We start from the raw sequence: 13,230 nt of genomic DNA, 5'->3' as shown, positions 1-13,230 counted from the left end.
CATCAACTTACTGCGTCCGGCGCAGGGTTCGCGGACGCAACGGCTTCTTCGCCGGCGGCGCAGGGCGCTGGATGCGCACGTAGAGGCGGAAGCGTTCGTCGCGGTCGGCGGCGCGGCGGCCTTCCCACACGAGCTTCCACTGGAACGTGGAGATGGACGGCGGATCGCCGTAATCGGCGCGATCCTGACGCAGGATCACGTCGCAATCCTCATCGAACGCGAAGTGCATGCCGCCGAAGTACGCGAAGGTCGCGATCTGCGCATCGCCGAGACGCACCGGCGAAATGCACGTGTAGTCCGGCGGGAGGTGATCGGCGATCTGCTCCGCGACGTCGCGATACGTGCGGCTGTAGTTGACCACAGGCAGCCACAACGTCATCAGCAGCACCCACATGAGCGTGGTGCCGGCGCTCGACAACACGACGCTGCGCCACAGGACCTTCGGATGCCGCGCGAGCCGCCAGCGCGCAAGCAGGAACCAGCACACGGTGACCGCCACCGCGCAGACGAACGAGATGATCTTGAATTCGGGATGAAACCCCGGCACGAGACGCGCGAGATTGCGCGCCATCGGCGCCGGAAAGCCGATGATGCCCGCCGTCCAGACGAGCCACACCAGCGAGCCGATGATCGTGAAGCTCAGCATCGCGAACCAGTCGATCGCGTTGATGGCGCCGCGCTTGAGCGTCGGCAGCGCGAACGTCGCGAGCACGGAGAGCGGCGGCAAGAGCAGCAGAAAGAGGCGGTTGGTCTCGTGCGCCTGAAGGACGACGAGCACCAGCAGCGGCCCGATGATCGACAAGGGCACTGCGACGTGCGGCGAGCGGCGCATGCCGCCCCAACTCACGAACGCCCAGATCGCGAGCGGCCATGCAGGCCATGCGAAGAGCGGCAGGTTTTTCATCGCGTAGCCGAACACGACCGCGGGCGGCCCCGAGAACGTATAGAAACTCGTGCGCCACCACTGGCGCAGCCACCACTCGCCGTCGTCGGGGAAGAAGTGCAGCGCCGGCAATACCCATGCGGCGATCAGCAGGACCGCGACCGGCAGCCCGTAGATCAGGAGCGGGGCGGCGCGCACCTGGCGCACGATGATCGTCATCGCGAGCGTGCAGAGCAACAGCGCGAAGACGAGCACCGGCGAACTCGACAGCCCGACGACGCCGATCGCCGCGCCCCAGACGAGCGCGCCGTGCACCGGCTTGTCGAGGGAGCGCACGAGGCCGTAGATGAGCATGGCGGTGCCGGCGAATTGCGCGATCTGCGGCGTGGTTTCGTGGCCGCGCTCGGCCAGGCCGAAGCACGCGAGCAGGATCAGGAGCGCGCCATCGGCGAGCGTGCGGCCGTAATCGCGCGGTTCCGGCTCGCCGCCGAATGCATATTTGAAAGGCTGTGCTTCGTCGCGGCGGCCCAGCAGATACGCCGAGTACCAGACGAACGCGCACGCGATACAAAAGAGCAGGCCCGTCACGACGCGCGACGCGTTGCTCGCATCGACCCACGGGCTCAGAAGGCGAATCGAGGTCGCGCCGAGCCAGTACATCAGCGGGCCGTCGGCGGTCGGCGCCTTGCCGAGCAGGTTCGGCAGGAACCAGTCGCGGGCGTCGCCGTTGGCCATCGTCCACATCACGCCGAAGCCCGCTGCGTCTTCGTTCTTCCAGGGATCGCGGCCAAAGAGGCCGAACGACGCATACGTGATACAGATGGCGAGCAGCAGCCAGCGCGGCAGGGCGCTGGTGGCGGAGGCGGTCAGACGAACGACAGATCGCATGCGAGAAGGCTTGAGGGAGAGACAGGCCGCCAGGACGTGCGCCGGAAAGCGCGGCGGGGCCGGAGCATCCGGCATTGTAGTCGGGCGGCGGCGCGCGTAGCGTCTCTTCCCGCCTGCGCAGGTAACGTCGCGCAACAACGCTTGCCGATTGCAGCCGACAAGGGGAGCGCGGGCCGTAGCAAAAGAATGCAGTGACAAAAAAGGGCAGCCAAAGCTGCCCTTTTTGCTGAACCCTGAAGCCCGACTTACTTCTTGGTGGAGAAGCGCGCGAACTTGTTGTTGAACTTCTCGACGCGGCCGGCCGTGTCCATGATCTTTTGCTGGCCGGTGTAGAACGGGTGCGATTCCGACGACACTTCGATCTTCGCGAGCGGGTACGTCTTGCCGTTGAAATCGGCGGTTTCGCGCGTCTGGATGGTCGAGCGGGTCACGAACTTGAAGTCGTTCGACATATCGACGAACAGGACTTCGCGGTAATTCGGGTGAATGCCTTCTTTCATGGTCTTTCCTGGTATCTGGCGGTAGCCAACCCGCTGCACCGCTTCACGGCGGCTTTCGCGAGTCACTTGCCTAGGGTCGAAAAACAAAGATTATGCCAGAAAATCAGTCGGTTGATACTTTTTCGACGCTCACGGCGCCACGGTTGCCAGCGCGCCGACATTCGCCGGATCTTGCCGGTAATAACGCGCGAGCAGCCGGTACAACTCGGGGTACTCGGCCTCGAACGCCTGCGGCGTGACAAAGAGCGCCTCGCTGCACACCGCGAAGAATTCGGACGGGTGATCGGCTGCATACGGGTCGATCAGCGATTCGCGCTCGAAGCGGCTCCAGCGGCGCTTGGGCACGGCGTCGACGCGCGCGCAGAACTGATCGTACGCGTTGTCGAACACGTCGGACCAGGCGGCGTTGTCGAGCGGCGCGTGCCAGCGTCGAAAGAGCGGTGGATGCCCGTCCGCCTCGCCGTTCACCATGTCGATCTTGTGCGCGAACTCATGAATCACGACGTTGTACGCGTCCGAGCCGTCCGCCATTTGCGCGTCCTCCCACGACAGCACGACCGGGCCGCCTTCCCACGCTTCGCCGCTCGCGTCGTGCTCGATTTCGTGCACCACGCCGGCTTCGTCCTCCACGGTCTTCTTGATCACGAACTCGCCCGGATAGACGATCACGCCGAGCCAGCCGTCATACAGATCGAGGCTCAGATTGAGCACCGGCAGGCACGCTTGCGCGGCGATCGCGACGATCATCTCGTCGGTCAGTTGCAGTTCGTGCGCGGTGGAGAACGCCTTCTGCGCGATAAAAAGGCTCGTCGACTCGCGCAGCCGTTCGCGGTCAGGCGTGCTCAGGTGGCCGAAGAACGGGAAGGCGTCGAGCGTGCGCTGCCAGAGCGTGTCGTCGATGGCGTATTTGCGCAGCGCGCGTTCGCGGCGTTGCGCGCCGAACCAGCGGGTGAAGAGGTTGGGCATCGGTCGGTCGGGTGGTCGCGCGGGATGGCGCAGGAACAGACCGGATTGTACGGATGCGCGCGGGCGGCATCGTGACCGCGCGCCCACGCGCCGATAAAAAAACCGCCTGACGATGCAGGCGGTTTCTCGAAGCGCGAAGCAAGACGGAGAATCAGCCTCCGCCGCGACGCATCAAGTCGAAGAACTCGGAGTTGCTCTTCGTCTGACGGATCTTGTCGAGCAGGAATTCCATTGCTTCGACTTCGTCCATGTCGTGAATGAACTTGCGCAGCACCCAGACCTTTTGCAGCAGGTCCGGCTTGATGAGCAGCTCTTCGCGGCGCGTGCCCGACTTGTTCAGGTTGATCGACGGATACACGCGCTTTTCCGCGAGACGGCGTTCGAGGTGCACTTCCATGTTGCCGGTGCCCTTGAACTCTTCGTAGATCACGTCGTCCATGCGGCTGCCGGTTTCAATCAGCGCCGTGCCAATGATCGTGAGCGACCCGCCTTCCTCGATATTGCGCGCCGCGCCGAAGAAACGCTTCGGACGCTGGAGCGCGTTGGCATCGACACCGCCCGTCAGCACCTTGCCCGATGCCGGCACGACCGTGTTGTAGGCGCGCGCGAGACGCGTGATGGAGTCGAGCAGAATCACGACGTCATGCTTCATTTCGACAAGGCGCTTCGCCTTTTCGATGACCATTTCGGCCACTTGCACGTGACGCGCGGCGGGTTCGTCGAAGGTCGAGGCGATCACTTCGCCCGCCACCGAGCGTTGCATTTCCGTGACTTCTTCCGGACGCTCGTCGATCAGGAGCACGAAGAGCACGACATCCGGATGATTGGCCTTCACTGCATGCGCGATGTGCTGAAGCATCACGGTCTTGCCCGACTTTGGCGATGCGACGAGCAGACCGCGCTGGCCTTTGCCGATCGGCGCGATCATGTCGATGATGCGGCCCGTCACGTTTTCCTCGCCGCGCATTTCGCGTTCGAGCGGCAAAGGCTTATTCGGATGCAGCGGCGTGAGGTTCTCGAACATGATCTTGTGTTTCGAGGCCTCGGGCGGCTGCCCGTTGACTTTGTCGACCTTCACCAGCGCGAAGTAGCGCTCGCCGTCTTTCGGCGTGCGGACTTCGCCTTCGATCGTATCGCCGGTATGCAGGTTGAAACGGCGAATCTGCGACGGGCTGATATAAATATCGTCCGTGCTCGCGAGATACGAAGTCTCGGGCGAGCGCAGAAAGCCGAAGCCGTCAGGCAGCACTTCGAGCGTGCCGTCGCCGAAAATCGTGTCGCCTGCCTTGGCGCGCTTTTTAAGAATCGCGAACATCAATTCCTGCTTGCGCAGGCGGTTCGCGTTTTCGATCTCCAGGCCATTGGCCATCTCGATCAGTGCAGACACGTGCTGAGACTTGAGCTCGGATAAATGCATACGGATTTCCCGCCGGGGAGAAGAGGTACGACAGAAAGATTTGGGAGAAGAGGTGAGCGGAACCGCTCTAGGACTTAATACTTCTTGAAGTCTTGTGATTCTAGCATAGCACACGCCGCGCGGGCCTCGGATAGGCCGGGGGCGGGGCTTTTCGGCCGATGTTGTCGTGCGACAACATCGGTTCTCGCGCTTTTCATGTGAATCGCGCGAAGCGGGCGCCGAATGAAGCCGGGCGCCCGCCCTTGGTGCAGTTACAGGTTGCTGTCGAGGAACGCGGTCAGCTGCGACTTCGACAAGGCGCCGACCTTTTGCGCGGCGACCGCGCCGTTCTTGAACAGAATCAGCGTGGGAATGCCGCGCACGCCGAACTTCACCGGCGTCGACTGGTGCTCGTCCACATTGATCTTCGCGATCTGCAAGCGATCGCCGTAATCCTTCGCGACTTCGTCGAGGATCGGGGCAATCATCTTGCAGGGACCACACCATTCGGCCCAGAAATCGAGCAGGACAGGTTTATCCGACTTGACGACGTCCTGTTCAAAAGAAGCGTCGCTGATGTGCTTGATTGATTCGCTCATTGTCTGATTACCTCTATTGATTCGAGGCCCGCGTTTGAATGCTCGCCACGATACACCAAAACTGGAAAAGGATTTCGCCGCTCATTGCGCTGCTCATTTGCTGCTCAATGAGTGAACGAATGTCCCGCCTTCCGCGCGCACCGGGTAAGGCTTATGGCACGCACGGTCACGGGTGAGTCACATGTCATCTTAGCCTACTTTGCTATCCGTTGCCGGTGCCCGATAGCGATGGTCTGAGGGTGAAAGCACGAAGCGCAAGAGCGCCGTCCTTCCCGCCTCGCGCGATGCTTCGTTGCAAGCCTTCCGGGCCGCGCGCCCCGCGTGATACAATTCGTCGTGACGGGCCTCCTCGCATGGTGGCGCGGTCAACCTGGTCAGGTCGGGAACGAAGCAGCCACAGCCGCTTTCCACCAGTGCCGAGGGTCGGGCTCGTCACCTTCCGCTTTTCTGTTTGTCTCTGTCTGTCTTCTTCCTTCAGCATTTCCCCAGTTTTTCCAGTGCTGCGACAGCCTCTCTGAACGCTTGCCGCGTGCCGCTCTCGCGCGTGTGCCACAAGTCGTTGCTGATACAATTTCGCGCATGACCTATCAAGTTCTCGCACGCAAATGGCGGCCGAAATCGTTCGAGTCGCTCGTCGGCCAGGAGCATGTCGTTCGTGCGCTCACGCACGCGCTCGACGGTGGCCGGCTGCATCACGCCTATCTGTTCACGGGCACGCGCGGCGTCGGCAAGACGACGCTCTCGCGCATCTTCGCGAAGGCGCTCAACTGCGAAACCGGCGTGACATCGAAGCCGTGCGGCGTGTGCCGTGCGTGCCGGGAAATCGACGAAGGCCGCTTTGTCGATTACGTGGAAATGGACGCGGCGAGCAATCGCGGTGTCGATGAAATGGCGGCGCTCCTGGAGCGCGCGGTGTATGCGCCCGTCGATGCGCGCTTCAAGGTCTATATGATCGACGAAGTGCACATGCTCACGAACCACGCCTTCAACGCAATGCTGAAGACGCTGGAAGAACCGCCGCCGCATGTGAAGTTCATCCTCGCCACGACCGATCCGCAGAAGATTCCGGTCACGGTGCTCTCGCGCTGCCTGCAGTTCAATCTGAAGCAGATGCCGGCGGGGCATATCGTGTCGCATCTGGAGCACATTCTTCGCGAAGAGCAGATCGCGTTCGAGCCGCAGGCGCTGCGGCTTCTGTCGCGGGCGGCGGACGGCAGCATGCGCGACGCGCTTTCGCTCACCGATCAGGCTATCGCCTATTCGGCCAATCAGGTGACCGAGGAAGCCGTGCGCAGCATGCTCGGCGCGCTCGATCAAAGCTATCTGATCCGTCTGATCGACGCGCTCGCCGCCAGCGACGGCGCGGGCGTCCTGGCCATCGCCGACGAAATGGCGCTGCGCAGCCTGTCGTTCTCGACCGCGCTGCAGGATCTGGCGAGCCTGCTGCACCGGATCGCGTGGGCGCAATTCGCGCCGTCGTCGGTGCTCGACGAGTGGCCGGAAGCCGACGATATTCGCCGCTTCGCTGACGCGCTTTCGGCTGAGCAGGTGCAACTGTTCTATCAGATCGCCACCGTGGGCCGCGGCGAGCTCGGGCTCGCGCCGGACGAATACGCCGGCTTCACCATGACCCTCCTGCGCATGCTGGCTTTCGAGCCCGCAGGCGGGCCGGGCGGTGGCGGCGGCCTCGCGGTGAATGCGCCGCAGGCGAGCAGGCCGCAGCGCAGCGCGGCGCTCGCTGGCGCGATGGCCGGACGTGCGGTATCGCCCGCGCCGGTTGTCGCGAAGGCGGCGGACGGCGTGCGGGCCGGCGCGTCAGCGAATGCGGGTGGCCCCGAGGCGCAGGGCCGCGATCGGGGCGGGGTATCGCTTGCGAGCGGATCGCCGTCGAAAGCATCGACTGCTGGCGATGAAGTCTCCGCGACGAAGCTCGAACGCACGGACGCGCAGATCGTGTCGGCGACTCCGGCAAGGGAAAATGCTGCTGAAGCGCGCACCGCACCGCCAGCCGCGCCGCTCGTCTCCGAAAATCGGCCAGACGACAACGCGGCCGACCTAAGCACCGCACCGCCAGCCGCGCGGCTCGTGTCGGCGACTCGGCCAGCCGCCGAAGCCGCCGACGCGGACAATGCGCCGCTCGTGCAGGCGACTCGGCCAGCAGCCGAAGCCGCCAATGTGGGCAACGCACCGCCAGCCACGCCCGCGCCGCTTTCCGCAAACCGGCCAGATGACAAAGCCGCCGACGTAAGCAGCGCACCGCCAGCCGCGTCGCTCGTCTCCGCGAGCGGGCCAGATGACAATGCCGCCGTGGCGCGCAACGAACCGCCAACCGCGCGGGTCGTGTCGGCAACGCGGATAGAAGACAAAGCCGCCGAGGCGGCCAACGAACCGCCAGCCGCGCCGCTCGTGTCGGCGACGCGGCCAGCCGCCGAAACCGCCGTTGTAGACAACGCACTGCCGACCGCCCCAGCGCCGCTTTTCGCCGCCGCACGGCAAACGGTGGACGCCGCTGCTCCCGCTGATACGCCCGCGCCGATGCGCGCCGGAAGTGGTGCGAGCGCCGCGCTCGAAGTGCTGCGCAGCGCGGGTTTGCGGCTGTCGTCGGATCGTGCGGGGCGCGGTGCATCGGCGGCAGGGCAGACCAACGCGCCTGCAGCGAAGCCCGTCCCGCCGAAGCCCGCCGTGAAGGTCCAGGCACCGGAGCCGCGCCGCGCGCCGCCCGCAACGGCATCCGCAGCCGCACCCGAGCCGCAGACGAAACCCGCCGCGAAAGTCATCCCGCCGTGGGAAGACATGCCGCCGGACGACTACGCGCCGGCATCGCCAGAAGATGCGTACTTCATGCCGCCCGACGACGGTTATATTCCCGCGTTCGACAGCGGCCCCGACGACATGCGCTTCGGCAGCGAACACGCGTCGAGCCCCGCGCCGAAGATCGACAGCGCGCCGCTGCCGCCCGCCGTCCCGCTCGATGCGCTCGGCGTCGCGGTCGAATGGCCGGCGCTCGCCGTCGATCTGCCGTTGAAGGGCGTTGCGTATCAGCTCGCGTTCAACAGCGAACTGACCGCCTGCGACGCCAGTTCGGTCACGCTTACCGTCGCCGTGCCGATGTACACGGACGTTGCCCACGTCGCGAAGCTCAAGGGCGCGCTCGCCGACAAGCTCGGCCGCGCCGTCGAAGTCAATGTCAGTGTCGGTCCCGCGCGCCGCACGGCCGCCGCGCTCGACGCAGCCGAGCGCGCGAAAAAGCAGCAGGAAGCCGAGCAGGAGATCCAGCGCGATCCGTTCGTGCAGTCGCTCATCCGCGATTTCGGCGCGAGCATCGTGCAGGGCTCGATCAAGCCGCTTGCCGCATCGGGCGGAAATCCGCCGGGCGCGTCCGCGTGACCGGCACGGTACAGTAAGCACAGCAAGACACGCCGCGAGGCACTCCGCACCCGCGGCCTCGTTATTCAGAGCGCACCGCCGCACGTCGCGGTGCGCTTGCCGCCATCCGCATATCCGCTTTTCAGGAAGGAGCCGCACCATGATGAAGAACCAACTCGCCGGGCTGATGAAGCAAGCTCAGCAGATGCAGGAAAACATGAAGAAAATGCAGGATCAGCTCGCGCTGATCGAGGTCGAGGGCCAGTCGGGCGCCGGCCTCGTGAAGGTGACGATGACCTGCAAGAACGACGTGAAGCGCGTGCAGATCGACCCGAGCCTGCTCGCGGACGACAAGGACATGCTCGAAGACCTGGTCGCCGCCGCGTTCAACGACGCCGTGCGCAAGGCCGAAGCCACCACGCAAGAGAAGATGAGCGGCATGACCGCCGGCATGCCGATGCCGCCCGGCTTCAAGCTGCCGTTCTGATCGCGCGCGCCGAAGTGAATTCGGCGCGTTTCGATGTCAATGAAGGACACATGAAACAACCTTCCGCCCTGTCGGCGCTCGTCGAGGCGCTGCGTGCGCTGCCCGGCGTCGGCCCGAAATCGGCGCAGCGCATGGCGTATCACCTGATGCAGCATGACCGCGCGGGCGCCGAAAAGCTCGGGAGTTCGCTGCTGTTCGCGACCGAGCATCTGCGTCACTGCGAGAAGTGCAACACCTTCACCGAAGCGGCCATCTGCGAAGTCTGCCTCGACGAAGAGCGCGACCCGTCGTTGCTGTGCGTCGTCGAGACGCCCGCCGACCAGATCATGCTCGAGCAGACGCTCACGTATCGCGGGCTTTATTTCGTGCTGATGGGCAGGCTCAGTCCGCTCGACGGCATCGGTCCGAAGGAAATCCACTTCGAGCGGCTCATCAACCGGGCGCTGGATGGCGTCGTGCAAGAGATCGTGCTCGCGACCAACTTCACCAACGAAGGCGAAGCCACCGCGCATTACCTCGCCCAGACGCTGAAAGCCAAAGGGCTGAAGGTGACGCGGCTCGCGCGCGGCGTGCCGGTGGGCGGCGAGCTCGAATATGTCGATGCCGGCACCATCGCGCGCGCGATGCTCGATCGCCGCTCCGTTTAGGGAAGATTCCATGACAGAAACCGAAGCACTCGCGCTCGCCACGCATCGTCATTACAAGGGCGGCCTGTATCGCGTGATCGGCGTGGCGCGGCACTCGGAAACCGAGGAAGCGATGACGGTCTATGAACATCTCTGGCCGCACGAGCGCGGCCTGTGGGTGCGGCCGACCGCAATGTTCGACGAGACGCTCGAGGACGGCACCCCGCGCTTCAAGCCGCTCTGAAGTCCCGCGAGGTCGTCCGCGCGACCCGAACATAAAACGAATGGAACGGCGCTTCGGCCGAGCCGATCCCGAGCGCCCGAGCCGAGACAAGGAGACGAAAATGACCGCAACGACCGGGCCGCTCGCCGGCGTCAAGGTGCTGGAACTGGGCACGCTCATCGCGGGGCCGTTCGCCGCGCGCTTCATGGGCGAGTTCGGCGCGGACGTCATCAAGATCGAAGACCCGAACGGCGGCGATCCGCTGCGCAAATGGCGCAAGCTGTATCCGGAGGTCGGCGGCACGTCGCTGTGGTGGGCGGTGCAGGCGCGCAACAAGAAGTCCGTGACCGTCAATCTGAAGGCGGAAGAAGGCAAGGAGATCGTCCGGCGGCTCGCGAAGGAAGCGGATATCGTCGTCGAGAACTTCCGGCCCGGTCTCCTGGAAAAGCTCGGTCTCGGTTACGAAAACTTGTCCGCCGACAACCCCGGCCTCGTGATGGTGCGGCTGTCCGGCTACGGGCAAAGCGGGCCGTATCGCGATCGACCGGGCTTCGGCGCGATTGCCGAATCGATGGGCGGCCTGCGGCACATCACCGGCTATCCGGACTTGCCGCCGCCGCGCATCGGCATTTCCATCGGCGATTCGATTGCCGCGCTGCACGGCGTGATCGGCGCGCTGATGGCGCTGCATCATCGGCAAGTGAACGGCGGCAGAGGGCAGGTGGTCGATGTCGCGCTCTACGAAGCCGTCTTCAACATGATGGAGAGCGTCGTGCCCGAATACGGCGTCTATGGCCTCGTGCGCGAGCGCACGGGCGCGTCGCTGCCGGGCATCGTGCCGTCGAATACGTATCCGTGCCGCGACGGGAGCATCGTGATCGGCGGCAATAGCGATCCCATCTTCAAGCGGCTGATGACCGCCATCGACCGCGCCGATCTCGCGAACGATCCTGCGCTCGCCCCGAACGACGGCCGCGTGCCGCGCACGCAGGAAATCGACGACGCGATTGCCGCGTGGCTCTCGACGCGCAGCATCGACGAGGCGCTCGCCGTGCTCAACGCCGCCGACGTCCCGGCGGGGCGCATCTACAGCGTCGCGGACATGTTCACGGACCCGCAATACCTCGCGCGGCAAATGCTGCAACGCTTTCCGTGGCAGGACGGCCGCGAGATTACGCTGCCGAACGTCACGCCGAAACTCTCCGAGACGCCGGGCGAGACGCGCTGGCTCGGGCCGCAACTCGGTGAACACACCGATGAAGTCCTTAAGACGCTCGGGTATCATCCCGACGATATCGCGCGACTGCGATCGGCCAAGGTGATCTGAGCGACTAGCTTCATCCGGCCGACAGCGCAGAAAAAAAGACAAGCAGCCGGAGCGTGCGCAGAAGCGCCCCATCCGGTCGACAGGAGACAACAACGATGAAACGCAGGACGTTCATCGCGAGCGGCGCGGTGCTCGCGGGTAGCGCAGTGTCGGGCATGCCGCTCGCATTCGCACAAGGCAAGCCGGAGCAGACCAAAGTTTCGATCGCCGTTGGCGGCAAGAACCTTTTCTACTATCTGCCGCTCACCATCGCGGAGCGCCGCAACTACTTCAAGGACGAAGGGCTCGACATCGAAATCGCCGATTTCGCCGGCGGCGCGAAGGCGTTGCAGGCGGCGGTCGGCGGCAGCGCGGATGTGGTGTCGGGCGCGTTCGAGCACACGCTGCTACTGCAAGCCAAGAACCAGTATTTCCGCGAATTCGTGCTGCAAGGTCGCGCGCCCCAGATCGTGCTCGCCGTATCGAAGAAGGCGATGCCGAACTACAAGTCCGTCGCGGACCTGAAGGGCAAGAAGATCGGCGTCACGGCGCCGGGCTCGTCGACGTCGATCATGGCGAGCTTCGTGCTCGCGAAGGCGGGGCTCAAGGCAACCGACGTGTCGTTCATCGGCGTGGGTGCCGGAGCGGGCGCGATTGCCGCGCTGCAGTCCGGCCAGATCGACGCCATGGCCAATCTCGATCCCGTCATGACCAAGCTCGAGCGCGCGGGCGAGATACGCATCGTTTCGGACACGCGCACGCTCGCGGATACGCGCACGGTGTTCGGCGGCAACATGCCCGCAGGGTGTCTGTACGCGTCGCAGAGTTTCATCAGCAAGAATCCGAACACGACGCAGGCGCTCACCAACGCGATGGTGCGCGCGCTCAAGTGGCTGCAAACGGCGTCGGGCAAGGAACTGATCGCGACGGTGCCGGAAGGCTATCTGCTCGGCGACCGCGCGCTGTATCTGGATTCGTGGCAGCACGTGAAGGAAGCCATGTCGCCCGACGGTCTGATGCCGGAAGACGGCCCGGCGACGTCGCTGAAGACGTTGCAGGCATTCGACGAAACCGTGAAGGGCAAGCCGATCGATCTGTCGAAGACCTGGACGAACGACTTCGTGAAGAAGGCGCTCGCCTCGGTCAAGGCGTAGCCGATGGCGACGCCCGACCAACCCGCGCTCGCGCTGCAGGACGTCACCTGCACGTTCGCGTCGCGCGAGGATCGCAAGGACCGTTACACCGCCGTTCGCGATACCACGCTTTCCATTGCGCCCGGCGAATTCGTGTCCGTCGTCGGCCCGACCGGATGCGGCAAGTCCACGCTGCTGAACATATCGGCGGGTCTGTTGCAGCCGTCGTCGGGGACGGTGAGCGTCTTTGGCGAACCGCTCAAGGGCATCAACCGCCGCGCGGGCTACATGTTTCAGGCCGACGCGCTGATGCCCTGGCGCTCGGCGCTCGACAACGTGACCGCGGGCCTCGCATTCGACGGCGTGCCGAAGGACGAAGCGCGCTCGCGCGGCGAAGCGTGGCTCAAACGCGTGGGCCTGTCCGGTTTCGGCGACCGGTATCCGCATCAACTGTCGGGCGGCATGCGCAAGCGCGTCGCGATGGCGCAAACCCTGATTCTCGACCCCGACATCATCCTGATGGACGAGCCGTTCTCCGCGCTCGACATCCAGACGCGGCAGTTGATGGAAAACGAGTTGCTCGACCTCTGGGCCGCCAAGCGCAAGGCCGTGCTCTTCATCACGCACGATCTGGACGAAGCCATTTCGATGTCCGATCGCGTCGTCGTGTTGTCGGCGGGGCCCGGCACGCATCCGATCGGCGAGTTCTCGATCGACCTGCCGCGTCCGCGCGATGTCGCCGAGATCCGCTCGCATCCCCGCTTCGTCGAATTGCACGCGCAGATCTGGGGCGTGTTGCGCGAGGAAGTGCTCAAGGGCTATCAGCAACAACTGAAGCCCGCCGTCGCGGAATAAAA

12 protein-coding genes and 1 other RNA gene are annotated in these 13,230 nt (G+C 64.7%); 8 read left to right on the top strand and 5 right to left on the bottom strand.

Translation table 11 applies throughout. The annotated features are described in order from the left end of the window. Positions 1-7 precede the first annotated feature (7 nt). The 5 genes from GV035_RS18030 to trxA all read right to left on the bottom strand — a co-directional run bounded on the left by GV035_RS18030 (position 8) and on the right by trxA (position 5,232). On the bottom strand, positions 8-1,771 hold the full coding sequence (locus tag GV035_RS18030) for an ArnT family glycosyltransferase (protein ID WP_159836365.1): 1,764 nt from the start codon (positions 1,769-1,771) through the stop codon (positions 8-10). A gap of 245 nt (positions 1,772-2,016) precedes the next feature. Continuing rightward, a complete protein-coding gene (locus GV035_RS18025) occupies positions 2,017-2,271 on the bottom strand; it encodes a type B 50S ribosomal protein L31 (RefSeq protein ID WP_159836364.1) in 255 nt (84 codons plus the stop codon). Positions 2,272-2,400: 129 nt separating this feature from the next. Continuing rightward, positions 2,401-3,237 (bottom strand): zinc-dependent peptidase, encoded by an 837-nt coding sequence (locus GV035_RS18020; protein WP_159836363.1) that lies wholly within the window; start codon positions 3,235-3,237, stop codon positions 2,401-2,403. Positions 3,238-3,388: 151 nt separating this feature from the next. Next, positions 3,389-4,654 (bottom strand): transcription termination factor Rho, encoded by a 1,266-nt coding sequence (rho, locus tag GV035_RS18015; RefSeq protein WP_159836362.1) that lies wholly within the window; start codon positions 4,652-4,654, stop codon positions 3,389-3,391. Between the two features lie 251 nt (positions 4,655-4,905). Next, on the bottom strand, positions 4,906-5,232 hold the full coding sequence (gene trxA, locus GV035_RS18010) for a thioredoxin TrxA (RefSeq protein WP_008349330.1): 327 nt from the start codon (positions 5,230-5,232) through the stop codon (positions 4,906-4,908). Between the two features lie 338 nt (positions 5,233-5,570). Between trxA and ffs the strand changes: the two genes are divergently transcribed. The 8 genes from ffs (at position 5,571) to GV035_RS17970 (ending at position 13,228) form a co-directional block, all read left to right on the top strand. Next, positions 5,571-5,669, top strand: an RNA gene (gene ffs, locus GV035_RS18005) — signal recognition particle sRNA small type. A 142-nt stretch (positions 5,670-5,811) separates the two neighbouring features. Continuing rightward, entirely contained in the window at positions 5,812-8,619 is a 2,808-nt protein-coding gene (dnaX, locus tag GV035_RS18000; protein WP_159836361.1) for a DNA polymerase III subunit gamma/tau, read from the top strand. Positions 8,620-8,758: 139 nt separating this feature from the next. After that, positions 8,759-9,085, top strand: a complete 327-nt coding sequence (locus tag GV035_RS17995; RefSeq protein ID WP_159836360.1) for a YbaB/EbfC family nucleoid-associated protein — start codon at positions 8,759-8,761, stop codon at positions 9,083-9,085. 50 nt (positions 9,086-9,135) lie between these two features. Beyond that, positions 9,136-9,732 (top strand): recombination mediator RecR, encoded by a 597-nt coding sequence (gene recR / locus GV035_RS17990; protein WP_159836359.1) that lies wholly within the window; start codon positions 9,136-9,138, stop codon positions 9,730-9,732. A gap of 10 nt (positions 9,733-9,742) precedes the next feature. After that, positions 9,743-9,955 carry a DUF1653 domain-containing protein gene (locus tag GV035_RS17985; RefSeq protein ID WP_159836358.1) on the top strand — a complete coding sequence of 71 codons (213 nt, stop codon included), beginning with the start codon at positions 9,743-9,745 and terminating at the stop codon, positions 9,953-9,955. Between the two features lie 100 nt (positions 9,956-10,055). After that, a complete protein-coding gene (locus GV035_RS17980) occupies positions 10,056-11,261 on the top strand; it encodes a CaiB/BaiF CoA transferase family protein (RefSeq protein WP_159836357.1) in 1,206 nt (401 codons plus the stop codon). 95 nt (positions 11,262-11,356) lie between these two features. After that, positions 11,357-12,394 carry an ABC transporter substrate-binding protein gene (locus GV035_RS17975; protein WP_159836356.1) on the top strand — a complete coding sequence of 346 codons (1,038 nt, stop codon included), beginning with the start codon at positions 11,357-11,359 and terminating at the stop codon, positions 12,392-12,394. A gap of 3 nt (positions 12,395-12,397) precedes the next feature. After that, positions 12,398-13,228 carry an ABC transporter ATP-binding protein gene (locus GV035_RS17970; RefSeq protein WP_159836355.1) on the top strand — a complete coding sequence of 277 codons (831 nt, stop codon included), beginning with the start codon at positions 12,398-12,400 and terminating at the stop codon, positions 13,226-13,228. Positions 13,229-13,230: the final 2 nt, after the last annotated feature.

Source organism: Burkholderia sp. 8Y (genome assembly GCF_902506145.1).
Classification (GTDB): domain Bacteria; phylum Pseudomonadota; class Gammaproteobacteria; order Burkholderiales; family Burkholderiaceae; genus Caballeronia.
This window is presented reverse-complemented; position numbering and strand designations above follow the sequence as displayed.